The organism is Streptococcus oralis (assembly GCF_023110435.1).
Lineage (GTDB): Bacteria > Bacillota > Bacilli > Lactobacillales > Streptococcaceae > Streptococcus > Streptococcus oralis_CF.
Genome location: NZ_JALDWB010000001.1, coordinates 253,756 through 274,842, shown reverse-complemented (window position 1 = coordinate 274,842; position 21,087 = coordinate 253,756). Strand labels below are relative to the sequence as shown.

21 protein-coding genes and 1 pseudogene are annotated in these 21,087 nt (G+C 41.3%); 1 reads left to right on the top strand and 21 read right to left on the bottom strand.

Annotated elements, in window-relative coordinates; all coding sequences use genetic code 11:
* Positions 1 to 3 precede the first annotated feature (3 nt).
* From M1F97_RS01375 to pbp2b, 12 genes are all read right to left on the bottom strand, one after another.
* Positions 4 to 795 (bottom strand): RNA-binding protein, encoded by a 792-nt coding sequence (locus M1F97_RS01375; protein ID WP_247943946.1) that lies wholly within the window; start codon positions 793 to 795, stop codon positions 4 to 6.
* Positions 792 to 1,052 (bottom strand): YggT family protein, encoded by a 261-nt coding sequence (locus tag M1F97_RS01370; protein ID WP_000576497.1) that lies wholly within the window; start codon positions 1,050 to 1,052, stop codon positions 792 to 794. The genes M1F97_RS01375 and M1F97_RS01370 overlap by 4 nt, the downstream gene beginning before the upstream one ends.
* Positions 1,052 to 1,585, bottom strand: a complete 534-nt coding sequence (locus tag M1F97_RS01365; RefSeq protein ID WP_247943945.1) for a cell division protein SepF — start codon at positions 1,583 to 1,585, stop codon at positions 1,052 to 1,054. Before M1F97_RS01365 ends, M1F97_RS01370 begins: the two co-directional genes overlap by 1 nt.
* Positions 1,586 to 1,594: 9 nt before the next feature.
* A complete protein-coding gene (locus tag M1F97_RS01360) occupies positions 1,595 to 2,266 on the bottom strand; it encodes a YggS family pyridoxal phosphate-dependent enzyme (protein ID WP_000364414.1) in 672 nt (223 codons plus the stop codon).
* A gap of 3 nt (positions 2,267 to 2,269) precedes the next feature.
* A complete protein-coding gene (gene ftsZ / locus M1F97_RS01355; RefSeq protein WP_169446380.1) occupies positions 2,270 to 3,526 on the bottom strand; it encodes a cell division protein FtsZ in 1,257 nt (418 codons plus the stop codon).
* Positions 3,527 to 3,542: 16 nt separating this feature from the next.
* Entirely contained in the window at positions 3,543 to 4,919 is a 1,377-nt protein-coding gene (gene ftsA, locus M1F97_RS01350) for a cell division protein FtsA (RefSeq protein ID WP_247943944.1), read from the bottom strand.
* 236 nt (positions 4,920 to 5,155) lie between these two features.
* Positions 5,156 to 5,860, bottom strand: coding sequence for a YwaF family protein (locus M1F97_RS01345; protein ID WP_247943943.1), 705 nt, complete (start codon positions 5,858 to 5,860; stop codon positions 5,156 to 5,158).
* Between the two features lie 195 nt (positions 5,861 to 6,055).
* Positions 6,056 to 6,667: an NUDIX hydrolase N-terminal domain-containing protein gene (locus M1F97_RS01340; protein ID WP_247943942.1), complete on the bottom strand. Its 612-nt coding sequence runs from the start codon at positions 6,665 to 6,667 to the stop codon at positions 6,056 to 6,058.
* A complete protein-coding gene (locus M1F97_RS01335) occupies positions 6,654 to 8,027 on the bottom strand; it encodes a UDP-N-acetylmuramoyl-tripeptide--D-alanyl-D-alanine ligase (RefSeq protein WP_247943941.1) in 1,374 nt (457 codons plus the stop codon). Before M1F97_RS01335 ends, M1F97_RS01340 begins: the two co-directional genes overlap by 14 nt.
* A gap of 85 nt (positions 8,028 to 8,112) precedes the next feature.
* Positions 8,113 to 9,156, bottom strand: a complete 1,044-nt coding sequence (locus M1F97_RS01330; RefSeq protein WP_247943940.1) for a D-alanine--D-alanine ligase — start codon at positions 9,154 to 9,156, stop codon at positions 8,113 to 8,115.
* Between the two features lie 173 nt (positions 9,157 to 9,329).
* Positions 9,330 to 9,926: a recombination mediator RecR gene (recR, locus tag M1F97_RS01325; RefSeq protein ID WP_000966754.1), complete on the bottom strand. Its 597-nt coding sequence runs from the start codon at positions 9,924 to 9,926 to the stop codon at positions 9,330 to 9,332.
* Positions 9,927 to 9,936: 10 nt separating this feature from the next.
* Entirely contained in the window at positions 9,937 to 11,979 is a 2,043-nt protein-coding gene (pbp2b, locus tag M1F97_RS01320) for a penicillin-binding protein PBP2B (RefSeq protein ID WP_247943939.1), read from the bottom strand.
* Between the two features lie 256 nt (positions 11,980 to 12,235).
* Here pbp2b and M1F97_RS01315 point away from each other — a divergent pair, with 256 nt between their 5' ends.
* Positions 12,236 to 13,087: a MurR/RpiR family transcriptional regulator gene (locus tag M1F97_RS01315; RefSeq protein WP_247943938.1), complete on the top strand. Its 852-nt coding sequence runs from the start codon at positions 12,236 to 12,238 to the stop codon at positions 13,085 to 13,087.
* A 287-nt stretch (positions 13,088 to 13,374) separates the two neighbouring features.
* On the opposite strand, the gene M1F97_RS01310 is transcribed toward M1F97_RS01315, so the two are convergent.
* From M1F97_RS01310 to M1F97_RS01275, 9 genes and pseudogenes are all read right to left on the bottom strand, one after another.
* Positions 13,375 to 14,139: a class I SAM-dependent methyltransferase gene (locus M1F97_RS01310; protein ID WP_169446392.1), complete on the bottom strand. Its 765-nt coding sequence runs from the start codon at positions 14,137 to 14,139 to the stop codon at positions 13,375 to 13,377.
* Positions 14,140 to 14,299: 160 nt separating this feature from the next.
* Positions 14,300 to 14,368: pseudogene (locus M1F97_RS09200) on the bottom strand (recombinase family protein); the annotation flags it as partial.
* A gap of 121 nt (positions 14,369 to 14,489) precedes the next feature.
* Positions 14,490 to 15,374, bottom strand: a complete 885-nt coding sequence (locus tag M1F97_RS01305) for an ROK family protein (RefSeq protein WP_247943937.1) — start codon at positions 15,372 to 15,374, stop codon at positions 14,490 to 14,492.
* Positions 15,375 to 15,391: 17 nt separating this feature from the next.
* Positions 15,392 to 16,309, bottom strand: coding sequence for a dihydrodipicolinate synthase family protein (locus M1F97_RS01300; RefSeq protein ID WP_247943936.1), 918 nt, complete (start codon positions 16,307 to 16,309; stop codon positions 15,392 to 15,394).
* Positions 16,310 to 16,479: 170 nt separating this feature from the next.
* Positions 16,480 to 17,124: a YesL family protein gene (locus M1F97_RS01295; protein WP_247943935.1), complete on the bottom strand. Its 645-nt coding sequence runs from the start codon at positions 17,122 to 17,124 to the stop codon at positions 16,480 to 16,482.
* 20 nt (positions 17,125 to 17,144) lie between these two features.
* Positions 17,145 to 17,597: a YhcH/YjgK/YiaL family protein gene (locus tag M1F97_RS01290; protein WP_061417199.1), complete on the bottom strand. Its 453-nt coding sequence runs from the start codon at positions 17,595 to 17,597 to the stop codon at positions 17,145 to 17,147.
* 171 nt (positions 17,598 to 17,768) lie between these two features.
* Positions 17,769 to 18,608 (bottom strand): carbohydrate ABC transporter permease, encoded by an 840-nt coding sequence (locus tag M1F97_RS01285; RefSeq protein ID WP_001183243.1) that lies wholly within the window; start codon positions 18,606 to 18,608, stop codon positions 17,769 to 17,771.
* Positions 18,609 to 18,623: 15 nt separating this feature from the next.
* Complete coding sequence (locus M1F97_RS01280; protein WP_001209417.1) at positions 18,624 to 19,490, bottom strand: carbohydrate ABC transporter permease; 867 nt, start codon at positions 19,488 to 19,490, stop codon at positions 18,624 to 18,626.
* Between the two features lie 217 nt (positions 19,491 to 19,707).
* The gene (locus tag M1F97_RS01275) at positions 19,708 to 21,036 is read right to left on the bottom strand and encodes an ABC transporter substrate-binding protein (protein WP_247943934.1); all 1,329 of its coding nucleotides are present in this window, start codon (positions 21,034 to 21,036) and stop codon (positions 19,708 to 19,710) included.
* Between the last annotated feature and the right edge of the window lie 51 nt (positions 21,037 to 21,087).

Sequence of the window (21,087 nt, the reverse complement as noted above, 5' to 3'; positions counted from 1 at the left end):
TCCTCACTTACTTAATAATAATTGGATAGTCAGTTTTATCTTATCCCTTTTAGTTTGCCCATTTTCTTTGACAATCTTCAGACGACCAAACTTTCTCACACTAATTAAATCCCCTACAGCTACTAGATAATCTAATTTTTCAATGGGGTGGTAGTTTACCTGAACAGATTTTTTCTCTATGAGTTGACTAGCCTGCTTTCTGGATAATTTCAAGGCACTTGATAAGAGCGCATCCAAGCGAAAACTGGAAATCAAAATCTCTTGTTCTTGATAATTGATCTCAGATATGATTTTATCGGTGAAAGGACATTCCTCCAGCGACACAGGTAGTCTGGCAATCTTTTGTATCCCGTCCTGAAACAGAGGGATAAAATCACGATTGACAAAAATCTGTGCTCTCTTTTCATCTACCAAGATATCACCAAAGAGCTTACGATCAATTCCTAGTTGATTGATGATTGTCCCCAAAATCTTTGCATGTGTTAGCTGTTCAAATCTACTTGGATAACGGATCTCTAGCAATGCCATTTCAAAATCTGACAGTGTCGGACTGAAATAGTCCGGATACAGAAGAACACGGACAAATTCCGTATGGATATATTCTCCGCTACTCACACAGCCCAGTCCATGGGTCCCAGCCAAAACCCTCAATATATGTTCCTGATGCGGGTTGACAAAAGCAGTGAGGACAGGAGTATAAGTATCTTCCACCCGCTTGATCCACTCTAATCCCTTATCAATAAAGGGAGCATCATCAAGGGAGAAGTGCTGGTAAATCGCTTTATTTGTCATCATAGTATCAACAAGAAACGAATCAAGCTGTCACCCAAAAAACGGACGATTAGGATTGCCAGCCAAATGGATAAATCCAAACCTCCAAATTGTAAAGGTAAACGGCGAAGTGGATCAACAATCGGTCTAATAAGCTTTTCCAGTAAACGTTCTAGTGAACTACCGTAAGAATTTGGAAACCAAGAGAGGAGTGCATAGATTAACAAAAGCAGGGAATAGATATTCACTGCATTTTGGATTAGACGAATCAGAAAAATCATCATCTTGCTCTATTTCGTTTAATATCAAAACCAAATTCTGCACTTTGAGAATCATCAGGCAACTTGATATCTTCAATATTCACAACCACATTGACTGGTGTCAACAAATACATTGTACTCGCAACTTTTTTCAGATTACCTGCCAAAACATGACGGGCACCGTCCAGATAATCTAGACAACGACGAGCCTGAACTTCTGTCATGTACTGGAAGTCAATCAAGATACTTTCATTTCCAGCCAATAAATCCACAATCTCTGTTGCATCCTCATATTTTCTAGGATAACGAACATCAATCGTTACTTTTTCATCAGTACGATGACTTTGCATAGCCAATTCTTGTTGGCGAGCATGTAAGCGAGTGATGTTGGCATCTTTTGAAGTGCTTGATTGAAACTGCGCTGGCAGTTCTTTAGAAGCTGAACTCGATGAAGCAATCATCTGCTCATCCTGAGGTTGATAAGTCGCAGTTGTTTCTTCCCCATCTTCTGTAAAATAATCTATAAATTTATCAAATCTATCTTTTAAAGACATAGATCTCTCCTATTTAAAAAATGCTGTGCCAATTCGAACAAAGGTCGAACCAAATTGAATCGCTTCCTTATAGTCACGACTCATGCCCATGCTTAACTCTGTCATCGGCATATTAGGAATTTGTTTTTCCCTAATTTCTGCTTGCAGTTCCTGAGTTTTCTTGAAAATTTGCTTCAATTCATCAGAATCTGCCTCAAAAGGAGCCATGGTCATCAAACCAACATACTCAATCTGATCTAGCTGAGCCAAGTCCGGCAAAAGTTCTAGTAATTCTTCTTTTGAAAAACCGTGCTTGCTTTCTTCTCCTGAAATATTGACCTGTAGGAAACACTTGATAACATGATCTGTTCTCTTTTGAATCTCCTGTGCCAATTTTAAGGAATCTAAAGCATGAAAGTAATCCACAAAAGGGATTACTTCTTTAACCTTCCGTCTTTGTAGCGTTCCAATCAAATGCCAAGTGACAGGGAATTCTTTTAACGTCTGATATTTTTCTAAAAATTTATCAACACGATTTTCACCAATATGATGAACACCCAGGGGAAGCAGGGCTTCCGCTGTTTTTACGTCCACATATTTTGTCACTGCAATAATTGAAACAGAAGCTGGATCACGATTGGCTTCTCGGCTAGCTTCAGCGACCTGCTGAAAAACGAACTCTGTATTTTTTTTCAAATCCATTGATTAACGATTCTTGAAGAATGGAGGTGTGTCCAACTCATCTTCGTCCTGATAAGTCGGTGCTTCGAAACGTTCTACAGGTGATACGACTGAATCAGTTTGACGAACGATTGATTCACGACGCAAGTCCCAATCACCAAAAGCAGAAGATTGACTTGTTTCAAAACGTCGTTGGCTTTGTTTTGGTAATTCTGCTGTATCTTCTAGGTCAAAATGACGATCAAAATTTTGAGGGTGCGGTTGTCTTGAGGCTTCACGACGAGCCGCTTGTTTTACTGGAGAACCAACAACTTTTTCTACACGTTCTTGACGAACACCAGTCGCTACAACTGTTACACGGATTTCATCTTTCATGCTTTCGTCGATTGATGTTCCAAGCCAGATATTCACTCCTTGACCAGCTGCTTGGTTGACGATTTCTGAAGCTTCTTCCGCTTCAATCAAGGTCAAATCAAGACCACCAGTAACGTTGACAATGACATCTTCAGCACCGTCAATGGTTGTTTCAAGAAGTGGTGAGTAAATCGCTTTACGAGCCGCTTCAACGACACGCTCTTCTCCACTGCCAATACCGATACCCATGAGGGCATTCCCTTTGTTTGCCATGACAGTTTTCACATCGGCAAAGTCAAGGTTGATCAAACCTGGGTTGGTAATCAAGTCTGTAATCCCTTGAACACCTTGGCGAAGGACGTTATCTGCCTCACTAAGAGCTTCAAGAAGCGGTGTCTTCTTATCAACAATTTCAAGCAAGTTGTTGTTTGAAATGATCAATAGGGTATCTACATGTTCACGAAGCTCGTTGATTCCTTCTACAGCGTACTGACCACGTTTGCTTCCTTCAAAGCCGAAAGGACGAGTCACAACACCGACTGTAAGGGCCCCAAGATCTTTTGCGATACGTGCAATCACTGGAGCCGCACCTGTTCCAGATCCTCCCCCCATACCAGCAGTAATGAAGACCATATCTGCACCGCTGATTGCTTCAGTCAGAGCTTCTTCGCTTTCTTCTGCAGCCTTACGTCCAACTTCTGGACGACCCCCAGCACCCAAACCACGAGTCAATTTTGGACCAAGTTGGATAACTGTTTCAGCTTTTGTACTGCTTAAGGCTTGTAAGTCTGTGTTCGCTGCGATGAATTCTACGCCTGAAACACCTTCGTCGATCATGCGGTTAATAGCATTACCTCCGCCTCCACCAACACCAATTACTTTAATAACTGCACCTTGAGCAGCTGCTGTATCAAATGAAAATATCATAATTTCTTTTCCTCTTTTATTCATCAAACATGCTTCCGATCAAGCTGCGGAAACGGTCTGTTAATTTCGGTTTATCTTGAGAACTTGCTTGGAATTCGTCTCTTGGAGCACGGCCACTGTCAGGTGTGATGTCAGTTGCTGCAGTAGCTGGTTGCACTGGAGTTGTTTGTATAATCGGTGTCACACTTTGATTTGAAACACCAAAATTAATTGGTTTTTGACGAAGGAATTCATCTCCTCTGACTGCCTTTTGAGCCAGAAGATTCACTTCTGTCAATTTACCTGCAAACTCAGACAAGCTGATTACATGTGCAAAAGCAGGGTTGCGAATTCCCACTTGATTTGGTACATAGAGTTTCACTCGAACACCAAACACTTCTTGCGCCAATTCGACAACTCCTGGTAAAATCGCGTTTCCGCCGATCAGAACGATACCACCTGGTAGATCCAACAAGTGTCTTCTGTCTAACTCCTGTTTAATTTGATCAAAAATATGTTTGATACGTGCTGAAATAATTTCTGCCAAGTAGCTTTCTGTCACTTCAACAGGATCTACTTCACCAATGACTTCTACTTGGAAAGTCTCGTTACTTGCTAGTGGAACATAAGCTTCACCATAGTTTAGTTTCAAACTTTCTGCGATTTTTTGGGAGGTTTTTAAGACCTTGGAAATATCTTTAGTGACATATTCTCCACCCTCTTGGTAAATGTTTGTAAATTGCAATTCTTGATTGCGAATGGTTGCAACTGTAGTCTGCCCACCACCCATATCAATCACTGTCGCACCAAACTCACGTTCTCCCTCATTGAGAACTGAATTTACAATCGCTAATGGCGAGATGATGACGTTGTCAACATGGATCCCCACACGCTCCACGGTTTTACGAAGGTTATGAAGGATGGTACGAGGTCCTGTGTAAAGTAAGCCACGCATTTCCAAACGCACTCCCATCATGCCACGAGGGTCACGAATACCTTGGAAACCATCCACGATAAACTCTTCAGGAATGAACGTAATCACTTCACGGTCAGGAGTCATGCTCTTTGTCAAAGCTGATTTGACAACATTTTCAACATCCTGATCTGTAATTTCTTTTGTATCTGATGTTACAGGAATCATTCCTTGTGTTGGTTCAACCTGCAAGAGGTTTGCTGGTAAACCAACATTGACAGACTTGATTGAAATTCCTGCCTTCTCTTCTGCCTGGGAAATTGCGGATTTAATTGCTGAAGCAGCAGCCTCAATATCAACGATAATCCCGTCTTTGACACCTTTACTCTTGGCATTGCTAACGCCAATTACATTTACTTCACCATCTCTATGTTCGGCAACCAGCACTTTGATGGAGCTAGTTCCGATATCTAAGCCTGTAAAAAAACCATCTCTAGTCATTACATTGCATCCTCTCTGTCTTCCAAGTTTCTCACTTCTATTTTCAATAACTGTGACAAGACACAGCTATTCACAAAATATTATAACACAAAAAATCCAATCGTGCTTAGTTTTTCATAAATTTCCTCTAGGTTTTTTGTAAAAGTCTTTTAAATAATTTTTCTCAGGAGCAATCATTATTTTTATATCCTTACAGCTATATTTTGCATATTTAATCAAAAAAAGAGAAGGCCTTTTTAAGCTTTCTCTTGAATCATTTTTTCTGCTCTTTGTTGCAAAAAGACCTCTACTACTTTTGCAGTCAAGCTGATTGCTGCTACCAACACACTGGACACGATGAGGTAGTTCGCCAATAGTCCGTGATTTCCCACTAGTGGTGGTTTATTTAAAAATCCATAATCTCCACCTACAACCAAGTTGACAACTCCTATCAAGGCATTTAAAGAAAATGTAATCACTGTCACATTTTTCAAATTGAGCAGGGAAGCTTCATAATTCTTAAACAAGTATAGGAGCGCATTCCCCAAAAGTGCCACGTGCCCGATGATAAAGGACAGGATGGTCACGTGCGGAAACGGATACGGGTCAAAGAGTGGATAAGCCAGAGCTGCAGTTGCTCCAAAGGTTCCTAGAAGGGCAAAGTATTGCTTGTACTTGGAAGTACCTGGAATCAAGAGCATGACAAACATGGCGATACGACAATGATAGAAGGGCAAACTTTCTGATAAGGGCATTTGATTCCCCCAATACCAGCTATACAGAACAATCAATTGAACAGACTGAAGGATCTGAATAAAGCGCTGGTAAGCCACCTTGTCGCGAAAGCGATAAGAAGCATAGAAAGTAAGAGCCAATAAACATAACAAACCAATATACCAGTAGAGTTCAAACTGGGGCGGTTCTGATATCTGTGTGGTAAATAATTGTTCCCACAAATTCATATTCTATTCCTCGTTCATCTAGCCAGAGCAGTAGAAAAGTCACTGCTCGACCTTTTTAATTTTTTTGAAAAAGCTTGATTCTATACTATGCATAGAATACTTGCGACTTAAATTCGCAACCTATTATATCATTTGTCTCGCAGAAATGCACCTTGCAGACACCCTTTTTTGATTTGCAGACTTCTCTAGCATAACCTAATCAATATATTGCTCTCTTTGTCCCTGATAAACCTGCCAAAGAATCTCCATCTGCTCCTTGGTGATGCGTTTTTCAGACAAGGCTGGCAGTTGGTCAATGGCAAAAAATTGAAGGTCGGCAATTTCTTGATTCTCTTGAAATTGTCCGTCAAAAAGTTGGCATTCAAAGACAAACTTTGCATATTGTTTGCTCTGTAGTTGGAAACGATTAGTGTCAAAAACTGCAAGTAACCTTTCAGCTTTTGCTTTAAAACCAGTTTCTTCTTCAATTTCCTTGAGAATATTTTCGGTTGGAGAATATCCGACTTCACCAAAACCACCTGGCAAAGCCCAACTATCCTCCCCTTTTCCTCTAACTAAACAGACTTTTTCATCCTCAACAATCCAAGCACGGACGTCCATCAGAGGAGTTGCATAAGCGGACGTTGGTTTCAAGACTTCTGCCACTTCTTCTGCATCGAGGTCTGATACCTGATTCAACATTTCAGATAACAGGCTTCGCAAGTCCTCGTAGCGCTCACGGTCGAAAGGATCTTTTGTAAAGGTTAATCCAGTATCCGTAACAGCTAACATTCTTTGCAGATACTTGGCAAAATCACTTGCATTCATTTTCTAAACTTTCTACCAACTTAGCTAGATTCATGGAGTTAGAGCCTTTGAGCAAAATTTGGTCATTGGTACCTAGGCTTTCCTTAACCTGCTTGACTAGGTCTTCAAATTGATCCTCGTCAGCTGTTTTCTTAAAATAGAAAACGTGGCCGATTGGGAACATTTGACTAGCCAATTGGGCTAATTCAGCGATGTCTTCTCCATAGAAGATAACGGTATCCAGTACGTCTGGGGAAAGGCTCAAAATCATCTGGTTATGGAGCTGAACAGACTGGCCACCGAGTTCCTTCATATCCGCCAAAACTGCTATTTTCTTGCCCCCTTCATTGGCTGGAATAGCAGAGAAAGTCTCTAAAATTAGCTTCATGGCTGTTGGATTGGCATTGTAAACATCTGACAGAATATCTGCTCCGTTGGCAGCTTTCTTCCACTCGGTACGGTTACGAGTCAATTCAAGATTTTGGAAAGCCTGACGAATCTGCTCCTCTGAAACTCCTTCTTGTAGAGCCACATAAGTAGCAATCATAGCATTGGTGGCATTGTACTTACCAGTTACCGGCAAGTCAAGAGCTTGCTCCAAGAAATTAGCCTTAAAGGTCAGACTATCTTTGCGCTCAACCAAGTCTGTTATTTCTAGCTCTGCTCCTTGACCAAAACGAACCACCTTTTTATCAGTAGGCAAGTAGTCCTCGACAATAGGATCAGCTGGTGCTAAGAGAACGGAACCCGGAGCCATACCGTCTGCAATTTGCATTTTTCCTTTGGCAATTTCCGAACGGTCTTTAAAAAAGGCCAAATGGGCTTCTCCAACCAAGGTCACGATGGCTGTTTTTGGATGAGCCAATTCAGACAAAAGATGAATATCTCCCAAGTGATCCTGCCCCATCTCCAAGACCAACTTTTCTGTCCCTTCAGGCATGTGGAGAACTGTGTAAGGAAGGCCAATCTCGTTATTGTAATTGCCTTGAGTTTTGTAGGTCTTGTAGGTTGTTGACAGTAAATGCGCCAGCATATCCTTGGTCGTTGTCTTGCCATTTGAACCTGTAACAGCAAAGACATCAACACCCATTTTTTCAAGATAGTAGGCAGCTAGCCTTTGAAAAGCAGTCAACACATCATCTACTAGAATGTAGGGATGATTTGCAATCTCTTTCTCAGACAAGGTTACTGCTGCACCATTTTCAAAAGCTGTTTCGATAAAGTCATGACCGTCACGCGCTCCCTTGAGCGGAACAAACAAATCTCCATCAGTAATCAAACGACTATCAAACTCAGCTTTTTCTAACTGGGTGTCCTCAAAAATGCTGACATCATTTTTAGCTCCAACAGCTTGCGCAACTTCGTGGATTGTTAATTTCATTTCTACTCCTTTAAAAAGGGTTGAAGTCCACGAACTCTACTCACCTAGCAGTGACAGTTCTGGCTCCTACCCCTCTCTTTCATTTTTATAGCAAATGCGCTTCGCGCTTGTCAAAGCTTTCCCTGGCAAGGTCAACCAAACGCTCAATTAGTTCTGGGTAGCTGATTCCCATATTGTCCCATAGCAGTGGATACATAGACCACTGGGTAAAACCTGGCATGGTATTAAGCTCGTTTAGGAAAATCTCGCCCTTATCTGTATAGAAGAAATCACAACGAGATAGACCTAGTCCACCAATCGCACGGAAGGCAGTTTCTGCATTTTGACGCATGACAGCTACCACATCATCACTAATCTTGGCTGGGATGTCCATGGTAATCTTGTTATCGATATATTTGGCATCATAGTCATAAAAGGCAACATCCTTGACCACTTCACCTGGCAAAGTGCTCTTGACATCGTAGTTACCCAAGAGACCAATCTCGATTTCACGGGCATTTACTCCTTGCTCAACCAAGACACGGCTGTCATATTGGAAGGCAAGTTTCAATGCTTGACGGAGTTCCTCTTGATTTTCAGACTTAGAAATACCGACACTGGAACCCATGTTTGACGGCTTTGTGAAGACTGGATAAGTCAATTTTTCTTCAACTTCAGCGATTTTAGCCATCACATCATCGCCTTCGACGATGGCTACATAAGGAACTTGGGCAATCCCTACGGATTCCAAAACCCGCTTGGTCGTGATTTTATCCATGGCAAGGCTGGATGACAAGATATTACAGCCGACATAAGGCATTTTCAAGATTTCCAAGAATCCTTGAACAGAGCCATCTTCTCCCATCGGACCGTGAAGAACTGGAAAGACTACTGCACCTTCTTCATAGATGGCACTTGGCGCAACTTTCTTGTCCCAGTCAATGGTCGCATTGGTCATGAGACGATCCTCTTGACCTGGAGTCTGGCTAAATTCTTGCGTTTTGATAAAGTCACCTGACTGGCTGATGAAGAAAGTCTTGACTGTGAAACGGTCGTAGTTGACCGCACGCATAACACTTTCAGCTGAAAGGACAGAGACTTCACGCTCTGCACTCCGCCCACCGTATAAAAGAATAATTGTTTGTTTCATATTACTGTCCTATTTTCTAATAGAATACTCGCACCTTAGTATATCATATTTGCTTCTTTTTTGAAACTTGAACATGGTACTGGTAGTAAAGAAATATAAAAAGAGACCGATAACGACAAACTCGGTCTCCCCGTTCTTGTATAAATGAATTGAGTTCGTAAATTTGTTTACTCCTACAACTCTGTCCGATTTTCAATAGCTCGTAAGAGTGTGACTTCATCCGCGTACTCGATATCTGCTCCCACGGCTAGACCTCGTGCTAGACGAGTGACCTTTATACCAGCTGGTTTGAGCAAACGAGAGAGATACATAGATGTTGCTTCCCCATCAGCCGTCGCATTGGTTGCCACGATCACCTCTGAAACCTCACTATCCATGAGACGAGTCATAAGGCTCTTGAGATTGATATCGTCTGGGCTGATACCATTCATAGGAGAAATGAGGCCGTGCAAAACATGATAGAGCCCGTGGTATTCTTGGATATTTTCCATAGCTGCCACATCGCGACTATCCTCTAGCACCAAGATGGTTGTCTGGTCTCGAGTTGGATCTGTACAGATAGAGCAGGGATCATCGTCGGTCAAGCGACCACAGATGGAACAATAGGTCAATTCCCGCTTAGCAGACAGTAGGTTTTTGGCAAATTCATTGACATCGTCATCAGACATTCCAATGGTATAGAAGGCTAGGCGGGTAGCCGTTTTAATCCCGATACCTGGTAACTTTGAATAGCTATCAATCAGCTTGGCAATAGGTGTTGGATACAGCATAAGTTCCTTTCTAATTCATTGGATGGTGTTGGTTATAGAGGTTGATAATATCACGCGCAATTGAAGGTCCGACACCATTTGTTAGGTTGGTGTTATGAGGAAAGACGACTGCGACCGCGATTTGGGGATTTTCGGTCGGTGCATAGGCGACCGCGTTGGTATTATTGGCTTTTTGACCACCATTAACGTAACTTTCGGCAGTACCCGTTTTCCCGCTGATGGATACGGCTGCACCATTTGAAAAGGCACGACCAGTTGTCAGTGCACTCGTTCCATGCGAAACTTGATAGAAACCTTGCTGCAAGATAGCCATATCTGATTCTGAGATATTGACCTTGTTCAGTTCCTTGGTGGATGTTTCTTGAACCAGACTACCTAAGCCACCTTGGTCATTGTTTCCATAAACCCCTTCAACGATGTGAGGAGCTAAACGCACACCATTGTTTGCAATGGTTGCGACATACTGGGCTAACTGCATCGGAGTATAGTTATCAAACTGACCAAAAGCATTATTTAGATAGTTGGCTAAATCAAATTCTTTTGGTATAAATCCTGTGGATTCATCTGGGAGGTCAATCCCTGTTGAAGCTCCGAGTCCATATTCCCCAAAGGTTGACCGCAATTTGCCCATAGCTGTATCTAATCGACTCGTTGCTACCATCATATTGGGTTTATAGGTCTGTCCCATTATTCCCAGAGCTGTTTGCACCATGTAGGTATTGGATGAGTATTCCAAGGCTTCAACCGCTGTGATAGGAAAAGAACCGTAGGACAAGGTATACCATGAATTGATAGGAGCTGAACCTTGGAAAACAATCGGCTGGTCTGTCAAGGTTTGATTGCCTGACAAAACTCCATTTTCCCAGCCAGAGCTGATGGTTGCCGCCTTGACAACAGAACCTGGCACAAAGACGTTAGTGACTGTGCCTAGAGAGTCTGAGCTCAGTTTGCCTGATTCAACATCATGCTTGATACCAGACATGGCTAGAACTGCACCTGTTTTAGGATTGAGAGCGACTGCGTAGACTCCTTCCGAATATTTGGCGCCACCATTACTCAACTCGGAGTTGAAGTAGCTCTTAAGCAGGTCATCCACTCCATTTTGGAAAGCTAGGTCAATCGTTAGTTTGATATTGTTTCCTTTGCTTCCTTCCTCGACATTTTCCACACTTTCCATATTTCCATGTTTGTCGAGATGCACTTCTTTGACGGAGCGTTTGCCTTGGAGGACATCTTCATATTGCTTTTCAAGATAAGAAGTTCCCACTCGGTCATTGAGAGAGTAGCCTTTCTTGAGATAAGCGTCAACTTCCTCAGCTGGAAGACCTGACTTTTCACTTGAAACACTACCGACGATAGACGATAGAGAAGTGTCTAGTACTTTTCGGTCCCATGAAGTTGAAATGCTGATCCCTGGTAATTCCTTGGATGCTGATGCGACGAGAGCGACCTGAGTATCATCCAAGGCATCCGTAGAAATGGTTCCTGTCGCAAAATTTTCAACAGCATTGAGCTGGCTAAAGAGATAGATTTCCTTTTTCTGGTCATCCGTATAGTTAAGCTGACTCACATCGATACTTTCAACTGCATTATTGTAGAGAGTCGCTTCTGATAAGCGATTCCCATCTGAATCTAGGCGTTTGTCACTTGGAAGAGCCTCGACTGTTTTTTTGTAAATGTCCTGATCAGCCAAATAATAGTCTGCAATCTGACGATCTGTCAGATCAGGGGAGGTTACATTTACATATGTGAGAAGTTTCTTGGCTGTTTCCTTCAATTCAGCTGCCGTCATCTTATTGTTTCGGGTGAAAGAAACAACTTGCTTGACAGTGTTTTCTACCAAGGGTTTCCCTGCTGCATCATAAATCTGCCCTCGAGCTGAACTGGTTGTCACCCTAGTCTGGCTGGCTGATGCCAACTTTGCTTCATAGAAATCTTTATTCAGTACCTGCATGTATAACAATCGACCGATAATGGTCATAAACAGCAGGATAACAATCGCAAACAGTAAATTAAGCCGAATCGGAATCGAATGGCTATTAAATTTTCTCATACAACTAAGACTCTTTTCTAGAAAAATTTCCGATTTTCACCTTCATTTTCAGCTAAAATAATAGAGCAAACGGGTGAAGCTCAGTACTTTTCATTGTATCATATTTTACGGAGAAACTCTTGGAAAAGGAGAAGTATTTTTTGACTTTTATCTGAAAATGCCTTTTTATTTAGTTATCCTATCTTCTATGATATAATGATGTTAATAAGCAGGCAATCGTCAACTTTTAAGAGTTTGACTCATGAAAAGGAGCTCCATGAAAAAGCAGGATATCGCAACTATTATTGATCTTCATTTTGAAGAATTAACAGAGTTAGAGCAGGAAATCGCTCGTTATTTCTTGCAGGTAGATACGATTATGGATGATCTATCATCTCAACAAGTTACTCAAAAACTGCATGTTTCCCAAGCTGCTCTTACCCGTTTTGCAAAAAAATGTGGCTTTACTGGCTATCGAGAATTTGTTTTTCAATACCAGCACCAGGCCGACAAACAAGACACTCATTCGCACAAACACAGTCCGTTGACCAAACGTGTTTTGCGAAGCTACAGTATCATGCGAGAACAAACACAGAATTTGATCGACGAAGAACAACTGGAACGAGTTGCCCAATTAATCGATGATGCTGAACGGGTTTACTTTTTTGGAACGGGAAGTTCTGGTCTGATTGCCCGTGAGATGAAACTGCGTTTTATGCGTCTAGGTGTGGTCTGTGAAGCCTTGACCGATCAGGATGGCTTTGCATGGACGACTAGCATCATGGATGAAAACTGTTTGGTACTTGGTTTTTCCCTATCAGGCACTACCCAATCCGTCCTCGATAGTTTGTTGGATGCCATGGAAATGGGCGCCAAGACCATCCTCTTTACCAGCGCACCAAACAAAAATAGTCAGGCTTATACCGAAACGGTCCTTGTGGCAAGCCATAGTCAATCTTCTTACATCCAGCGTATTTCCGCTCAACTCCCTATGCTCATTTTAATAGATTTGATTTATGCCTACTTTTTGGAAATTAATCGCGAGAGCAAGGAAAAAATCTTTAACAGCTATTGGGAAAATAAAAAACTCAACGGCTATCGTAGACAAAAACGCGTTAGAAAATCCTAGTTTGGTCCAGCCAAACTAGGATTGTTTTGTTTTAATACTCTTCAAAAATCTCTTCAAACCACGTCAGCTTCACCTTGCCGTACGTATAGGTAACTGACTTCGTCAGTCTTATCTACAACCTCAAAGCTGTGCTTTGAGCAACCTATGGCTCGCTCCCTACTTTGCTCTTTGGTTTTCATTGAGTATAAAATGATAATAGGCACCCAACATCCCTGCGGTATTTTGGGTATGGGAAATTCTAATCGTAAAATAAAATGAGCTATTCTTCAGAAGTACGTTCTAAAATATCATAGTTTAATGCAGAGTGTAGCGATGTAGTCATTTCCATAACGTGATAATCGATGTCTTTTGTCACACGATTCATAAAAATCAATCATAGCGAGACCATTTTTAAGTTGTCCTCTGATCTGAGTTTCTAAGGTATGGCTAAATTCATATCCATATTCTGGATTGATGGTGATTTTGCCTTCCTCTTCAAGCTCTTTTGAATTAAAAGGTATTGAAAACTTTAAAAGTAATTCCTCATTGGGTTTGTCCCATACAGTATCAGCATCATACATGTATATCCAAGGGTTCATAAATCCGACCATTAACAAACCGCCCTTTTTCAATACTCGAGAGGCTTCTTTATACATGTTTTCTAAATCTTCTATGTATACATTTGAAACCGGATTAAAAACAATATCAAAAGTTTCATCTTCAAACGGAAATGGTTTGGTCATATCGCCTTGAACTGTATTGATTTTTAAGCCTTCTCTTTTAGCAACCATCTCATCTCTTTGTAATTGTGATGTGGAAAAATCCATGATGGTGACATCATAACCTTTTAGAGCAAAAACTGGACCCTGTTGTCCACCACCACAAGCTAACCCTAATATCTTTTTTCCCTTGGCTTTTTCAAACCATTCTGTCGGAACTTGTTTCCCAACAGTTAAGGCAACAGAAATTGGATACTTTCTAACTTCTTCTAATTCTTCATGTGTCAATGGCTCAGTATAGTCATTTTTTACATTATTCCACCTATCTTCATTTAATTTTATATAATTATTCATCTTACCATCTCCTCGTAATTTTATAGTATTTTGATTTAAGGTGAATAGGTTGCCATTGCATTTTTCTCACCTTTACAAATTCTAATTTGTCAATTTCTCGTCCATCTCATTATATCATTTTTCCACATTTTCTCATTTACTCAAGCTAAATATCAATTAAATTGATGATAGAATTGCTCTCGCTTTGTAGTTCATCATCTCGGCTTAACTTCTCATGCAAGGCGGTTATTTTCTCCTAGTTTCTCACGATTACCTCCTTTCGCTCAAATTTTTCAATAAAAAAAGAATTAAGCAAAACATTTTTCACTCAAGTAGTGATTAAAAGTTCTTCTTAATTCTATAGTTCCAAACTAGGATTGTTTTGTTTTGAAATGATAATAGGCTCCCAACATCCCTGCTGTATTTTGGTGATGGGCAAATTCTAATCGTGTTTTTTCAGCTAGACTTGGTACCAAGGCCGCCTTCAAGGCTGTACGGATCTTCGGTTTGAGGATAGCCTCTTGCCCCATGATACCACCACCGAGAATGACCACTTCTGGATTGGCAACGTAGCAAATATTTGCCAGACCTTTCCCAAGGTAATCTACCATGCGGTCAATGCCAGCCATACAGATCTTGTTTCCTTCGGTAGCTTCCTTAAAAATGCGCCGGCCATTCCACTGGTCGACTGAGTCACCATGAGCTGCTGCCACATATTCTACCAAGGCTGTCGTAGAAGCCAAATCTTGGAAAGCTCCATCCTGCATATGCATATAACCGACTTCGCAAGCTGAGTTGCTAAATCCATGGAAGACTTTCCCATCTATAATCAAGCAACCACCGATACCTGTTCCAATGGTCAAGCAAAGAGTGACACTCGCTCCCTTACCTGAGCCAGAAACCGCCTCAGCAAGACCTGCACAGTTGACATCATTTTCAATTTCACAAGGAATATTAAAGTTAGTCTCGATTTCCTTTTTGAACTGGGTTCCTGCGTAGTTAGGAATTTGCGGGCCGGCATAGAAAATCTCACCCTTATCAGGATCCACCATTCCCGCTGAAGAAATGGCAACACCTGCTACTGGGCCTTTTTCTAAATAGCTAGAAACGATATCTTTTGTCTTTTGTAAGATATGGGGTCCACCCTTTTGCGCCTCAGTTGGCATTTCATGCGATTCAACAAGTTGGCCTTCTTGGTTAATCAAACCATATTTGATGTTGGTTCCACCAATATCAATTGCAACGTAGTGTGTCATAAATACCTCCTTATGGATTAGAGGAAGCGCTCCTTGGTTTCACGAATCAATTGAGCAGCTACTTCTACAACTGGGCGATCTTCTTCGGTTACTGGCGTCAATGGTGAACGAACTGAACCAATGTTCAAACCTTCATTGATTTTCAAGACTTCTTTGATCACACCGTACATATTTCCATGTGCAGCAGTGAGTTTGCCAATGATTGCATTGATAGCGTATTGCAATTCACGCGCTGTTTCCAAGTCTTTCTCAGCAATCAACTGATTGAGTTTCAAGAAGAGTTCTGGCATAGCACCATATGTACCACCGATACCAGCTTTAGCACCCATGAGGCGTCCGCCTAGGAACTGCTCATCTGGACCGTTAAAGACGATATGGTCTTCTCCCCCAAGGCTCACAAAGGTTTGGATATCTTGAACTGGCATAGAAGAGTTCTTAACACCGATAACACGTGGATTCTTCAACATTTCAGTGTAGAGACTTGGAGTCAAAGCAACACCTGCTAATTGAGGAATGTTGTAGATAACATAGTCTGTGTTTGGTGCTGCAGAACTAATGTCATTCCAATATTTGGCAACTGAGTACTCAGGCAAACGGAAGTAAATCGGCGGAATCGTTGCAATGGCATCTACACCCAAACTTTCTGCGTGGCGAGCAAGTTCCATACTATCCTTTGTGTTGTTGCAAGCTACGTGAGCAATGATGGTCAATTTCCCTTTGGCAACTGCCATGACTTCTTCCAAAATCAACTTGCGGTCTGCCACACTTTGGTAGATACATTCACCAGAAGAACCATTGACATAAAGACCTTGAACACCTTTATCAATGAAGTATTGAACCAAGGCACGGGTACGCTCTGGACTGACTTCTCCTTGATCATCATAACATGCGTAGAAGGCTGGAATGACACCTTCATATTTTTTCAAATCTGACATAGATTTTCTCCTAAGATTTCTTTTTTCTGCTGAGAGCAGTTCTATTCTTTACAAGTTTAGTATACACCTTGTGAAAATCGCTTTCAATATCTTGTATACACTTAGATTTTAGTTTCTACTTGTATTTTAGAAACTGTAACGATTGAAAGTAGTTTCAGAAACACCTCATCCTACTGGTATTTTGTGAAGATTTTCTCCATCAAACCTGCTTGGAGAAAGACTAGCAAACCGAAACCAAAGAGGATAAAGGCTGACCCACCCAAAAGGAGAGTGAAGGCGGATAGATAAAGAACCATCACAATAAGAAAGAGAATGGCTAACATGAGGAAGAACCATGGAAAGTTAAAACTTGCCAAGATAAGCCCTTTTTGCAACACTTCTTTCCAAGACAAATCATAGCGCGCAGCGATGGGATAACTAGCCAGCATCACCAGAGTGAGGAAGATGAGAATCCCCAAACAAATAGCTTTCACAAGCTGGAAAGGCAAAGTTGTCTGTCCCCAGAAGAGATAGAGATCTAGAAAGCTTAATGACACAATGCCCAACTCTAACAGACCCAACTGAAGCCCCAGTTTCAGATTTTGCTTGAAGGCCCTTAGATAAGTTCTAAAGACTGGTACCCGTCTGCTTCTCTTAATCTCAAACATGGTTTGGTAGAGGCTGATTTTTGCCACTCCAATCGTCACGATGGGCAAACAAGAGACGACAAAAAGAAGATTGGCTGTCACGATATCCAAAACCTTCTCACTGAAACGCATGAGAAAATTGTCTGTATCAAATGCTGCCTTGATAAGGCTTACTCCTTTTTGTGCCATGTTTGCTCCTCCTGATTCTTTTAATCAATCAAAATTTTAAAGAGATATTTGCGGACCTTCTCTTCCATACCTGCATAGCCATTTGGCTGGTGCGGTTCTCCTGGGAAGAAAATCGCAAAATTGTGATAGCCCAACAATAGTGGGTAGCGTTCATGACAATGGACAAAACCAATGTCGCTCGCTTCATCGAATGCTACCGCCTCGTCTTTGATACGTGAACCGTAGCTCGAATATTCATGCCCTTCTACCAGCAAATGCAAATCTGCATAGTTCTTATGATGCTCAAATTGATCATTTTCAGCTTGATTGAGGACATTTTCCTGCACAACTAGAAAGACCTTGTCCCCGTCAATCTCATACTTACCGAGTTCGAAAGAATCCTTACGGTGCTGGTGGAGATAGTCGATAGCCTTATCTAAATTGGGATGAATCCCTTTGTAAAAGGTGATATTTTTTAAATCGTCAAAAATCATACTGTTTCCTTCGTTTCTGATAGTTAACTAAAATCATAGATTAAGTTTATAAGTGTCTGACAAAATCTCTAAGGCAAGAAAATACCCAACATTTTGTAGACACTTATAACTCTATATTTCCATAGCATGTCAAGACCACTTCCGCAGCCTTGATATACTAGTTTACTTTTCTTATCCCTTAACCGCTCCCATAGTAATCCCTTGAGTGAAGGATTTTTGGAAGACAAGGAAGACGGTTACGATTGGCACGGCTGCAAGAGCTGCACCCGCCATGATTAAACCGTAGTTGGTCGCCATTTCGGCCTGCATGGTCGCAACCCCGAGTGAGATGGTCAAGTTTTGACGTGAAGTCAACATAACCAACTGCATGAAGTAGTCGTTCCAAGTATTGATGAAGGTAAAGATTGCAAGGGCTGCAAATCCTGGTTTCACGATAGGGAAGGCTACGCTCCAGAAGGTACGAATCTCACCACAACCGTCGATTTTAGCTGATTCAAGCAATTCTGTAGGGATATTTTCACTGAATTGTTTCATCAGGAAGACCCCGAATGGCCATCCAATCAAAGGCAAGATAACTGCCCAAAGTGTATCGTGAATTCCCATGAAGTTGACGATACGTACCAATGGTACAAGGACAACTTGTTTTGGAAGTGCCATGGCAGCGATAAAGACTGCAAAGAGGATGCGTTGACCATAGAAACGTTTTTTAGCCAAAACATAACCTGCTAGAGAAGAGGTTGCACAGACTAGGAACATGGTTACCAGTGAGATAAATACAGAGTTCCACATCCACTGCATAGCAGGGTTTTGCACCATGAGTTGTTGGAAGTTCTCCATGGTTGGCATTTTAGGGAACCACTGTGGTGGAATCATAATGGTATCAGGCTGTGATTTGAAGGCCCCTGTCAAGATCCAGTAGAATGGAAAGATGAACAGCACGGTCAACAAGAGCAAGATAATCGTTGAAATAACAGTGAAAGCTGTTAAAGGTTTCTTTTGTGTAGGTTGCATAACTGTCTCCTTTCTTTAGTATTCTACGTCGTTTCCGAGGATCTTAAATTGAGCAAAGCTGACAATGGCAATCATCACTGCCAAGAAGACACCGATAGTATTGGCATAGCCGTATTCGGTCAATTGGAAGGCTTTTTCGTAAAGATAGTACATCAAGGTACTTGTTGAGTAGTTTGGACCTCCAGATGTCAAGAGCTGAATCAAAGCGAAACACTGGAATGAGTTGATGGTCGTAATAATCGCGATGTAAAGAGTTGTTGGAAGAAGGCTAGGCCATTTGATCTTCCAGAACACTTGGAACTCAGTCGCACCGTCAACACGCGCTGCTTCAACTAGTGAGTTATCAATATTTCCCATGGCAGCGATATAAAGGATAATCGGTTGACCAACAGATGTTGTCAAAAGGATAATCATAATCGCTAGCAAAGCCCAGTTTTTATCACCCAACCAAGAAATGTTTTGGCTGATGATATGACTTGACTTGAGGACAAAGTTTAGAATCCCTGATAGTGGATCATAGATCCATTTCCATACAACCGTTACGGCAACACTACCTGTAACTACAGGAAGGAAGAATACGAAACGATAGAAGGATCTAGCAATCGCATTTTGATGATAGGTTTGAGATGCTACAAAGAGCGAGAAGAGAACCACAATTGGAACTGATCCAATAACTAGGATAACGGTATTGATCAAAGACTTGGTAAAGACAGGGTCTTTAAACATACGAATGTAATTATCCAATCCAACAAACTCAAAGCTGGTCATGGAGTAGTTAAAGAAGCTTGTAATGAATCCCATAATCATAGGAGCCAAGACAAAGATCACAAAGAAGAATAATACTGGTGCTAAGAAAGCATAGGAAATCACTGTTTCCCGCATGCGAATTTTATTGACTTTCACAGTCGGCACCTCTCTTTCAAATAGAATTTTTTTGATTTTCTTGAACTGTTTTAAAATCAAAATGAAATTTTTTAAGATTCGCTTATGTAAGAACTTCATTTTAATTTCGTGACAGTTCCTTACATTTCAAACAAAAGTCCCCCTTTTCTTACACCTTAGTGCACAGGGAAAAGGGGGAATCAATCTGACTTAGTGCTTATTGTTTTGTAGCTTTTTTGATTGTTTCGTTAGCTTTTTCAGTGAAGGCTTTCAAAGCATCTGCTGGTTTTTCGTCACCATTTGATACAGATTGCAACATTGGGAACCAAAGTGTTCTCATTTCAGCAAATCCGTTGATTGTGTTGTAGTATGGTGAGTAGTATTTAGTCCAGCTACTGATTGTTTCCATACGTTTGTCTTCATAAAGTTTGCCAAATGATGTACGAACTGGGAAGGCACCTGTACGAACAACGTCTTTAGGCCCCCATTCTTTGTCATCTGCGATGAATTGAACGAATTTCTTAGCTGCTGCGACTTTCTTGTCGTCTTTGTTGTTGAATACTGCAAATCCGTTTACAAGGTATTCAAGAGCTGGTTTACCAGAGTCTGATGGGAATGGTACTTCTACCACTTCTACCTTACTTGCTTCCAAGAGTTTCGCTTGGATACCGTTTTGAGCTGGAGCCCAAAGGATTGTGTATGAAGTTTGACCGTTAGCAAAGTTTTGGATGTCTGCTCCACCGTCAAATTGTGAACCGTTGTTCAATAGACCATCCTTGATCCAGCTAGCAGCTTTTTCAAGACCTTTGACGAATTTAGGATCGTCAGTTGTATATTTCGTTACGTCTTTGTCTGTTACAGAACCGCCATAAAGGTTTGCAATGAAGGCACGTGTTCCTTGGTCTCCCCCTTGACCAGAACTGAACAATGAACCTGGAGTGTAGCCTTTATCTTTAAGCGCTTTCAAAACTTTTTCAAAGTCATCAGTTGTCCAACCTTCTTTAACGAGGTTTGCAACTCCAGCATCTTCCAACATTTTCTTGTTCATTGCCATGTAGAATGGTGCTGAACTGATTGGATACATGTAAGCTTTGTCGCCAGCCTTACTTGCTTGTACGATGTTTTCGTTGTTAACATCTTTGACGAATTCGTCTGTGAAGAGGTCATTCAACTCAGCCAATTTACCATTTTTACCATATTGGATGATACGTCCTGGTGCGTCAAAGAGTACGTCTGGCGCTGTTCCTGCTTCTATAGCTGTTGTGATCTTTTCAGGACCTGACTTGAAGTCAATGGTTTCCAATTTCACTTTTACATCTGGATTTGCTTTTTCAAAAGCTTCGATGATTGATTTTTCATAAGTTCCAACACCGTCACCAGTTTTTTCTTGTGTGAAGACTGGGAATGCCCACCAAGTGATTTCTGTTTTTCCGCTATCGCTTCCTGATTTTCCAGCATCTTTACTTCCACCAGAATTCCCACAAGCAGCAAGGCCAAGAATCGCAGCACCTGCAAGTACTGTACAAGCTAGTTTTCTAAATTTCATTTGTATTCTCCTAATTGATAAGCGTGTCCATATTGGATAGTGAGTAAGCTT

Bases quoted from the DNA above. Each gene is read 5' to 3' on its own strand.
- M1F97_RS01375 (WP_247943946.1), bottom strand. From the start codon at position 795: ATGATGACAAATAAAGCGATTTACCAGCACTTCTCCCTTGATGATGCT.
- M1F97_RS01370 (WP_000576497.1), bottom strand. From the start codon at position 1,052: ATGATTTTTCTGATTCGTCTAATCCAAAATGCAGTGAATATCTATTCC.
- M1F97_RS01365 (WP_247943945.1), bottom strand. From the start codon at position 1,585: ATGTCTTTAAAAGATAGATTTGATAAATTTATAGATTATTTTACAGAA.
- M1F97_RS01360 (WP_000364414.1), bottom strand. From the start codon at position 2,266: ATGGATTTGAAAAAAAATACAGAGTTCGTTTTTCAGCAGGTCGCTGAA.
- ftsZ (WP_169446380.1), bottom strand. From the start codon at position 3,526: ATGATATTTTCATTTGATACAGCAGCTGCTCAAGGTGCAGTTATTAAA.
- ftsA (WP_247943944.1), bottom strand. From the start codon at position 4,919: ATGACTAGAGATGGTTTTTTTACAGGCTTAGATATCGGAACTAGCTCC.
- M1F97_RS01345 (WP_247943943.1), bottom strand. From the start codon at position 5,860: ATGAATTTGTGGGAACAATTATTTACCACACAGATATCAGAACCGCCC.
- M1F97_RS01340 (WP_247943942.1), bottom strand. From the start codon at position 6,667: ATGAATGCAAGTGATTTTGCCAAGTATCTGCAAAGAATGTTAGCTGTT.
- M1F97_RS01335 (WP_247943941.1), bottom strand. From the start codon at position 8,027: ATGAAATTAACAATCCACGAAGTTGCGCAAGCTGTTGGAGCTAAAAAT.
- M1F97_RS01330 (WP_247943940.1), bottom strand. From the start codon at position 9,156: ATGAAACAAACAATTATTCTTTTATACGGTGGGCGGAGTGCAGAGCGT.
- recR (WP_000966754.1), bottom strand. From the start codon at position 9,926: ATGCTGTATCCAACACCTATTGCCAAGCTGATTGATAGCTATTCAAAG.
- pbp2b (WP_247943939.1), bottom strand. From the start codon at position 11,979: ATGAGAAAATTTAATAGCCATTCGATTCCGATTCGGCTTAATTTACTG.
- M1F97_RS01315 (WP_247943938.1), top strand. From the start codon at position 12,236: ATGAAAAAGCAGGATATCGCAACTATTATTGATCTTCATTTTGAAGAA.
- M1F97_RS01310 (WP_169446392.1), bottom strand. From the start codon at position 14,139: ATGAATAATTATATAAAATTAAATGAAGATAGGTGGAATAATGTAAAA.
- M1F97_RS01305 (WP_247943937.1), bottom strand. From the start codon at position 15,374: ATGACACACTACGTTGCAATTGATATTGGTGGAACCAACATCAAATAT.
- M1F97_RS01300 (WP_247943936.1), bottom strand. From the start codon at position 16,309: ATGTCAGATTTGAAAAAATATGAAGGTGTCATTCCAGCCTTCTACGCA.
- M1F97_RS01295 (WP_247943935.1), bottom strand. From the start codon at position 17,124: ATGGCACAAAAAGGAGTAAGCCTTATCAAGGCAGCATTTGATACAGAC.
- M1F97_RS01290 (WP_061417199.1), bottom strand. From the start codon at position 17,597: ATGATTTTTGACGATTTAAAAAATATCACCTTTTACAAAGGGATTCAT.
- M1F97_RS01285 (WP_001183243.1), bottom strand. From the start codon at position 18,608: ATGCAACCTACACAAAAGAAACCTTTAACAGCTTTCACTGTTATTTCA.
- M1F97_RS01280 (WP_001209417.1), bottom strand. From the start codon at position 19,490: ATGCGGGAAACAGTGATTTCCTATGCTTTCTTAGCACCAGTATTATTC.
- M1F97_RS01275 (WP_247943934.1), bottom strand. From the start codon at position 21,036: ATGAAATTTAGAAAACTAGCTTGTACAGTACTTGCAGGTGCTGCGATT.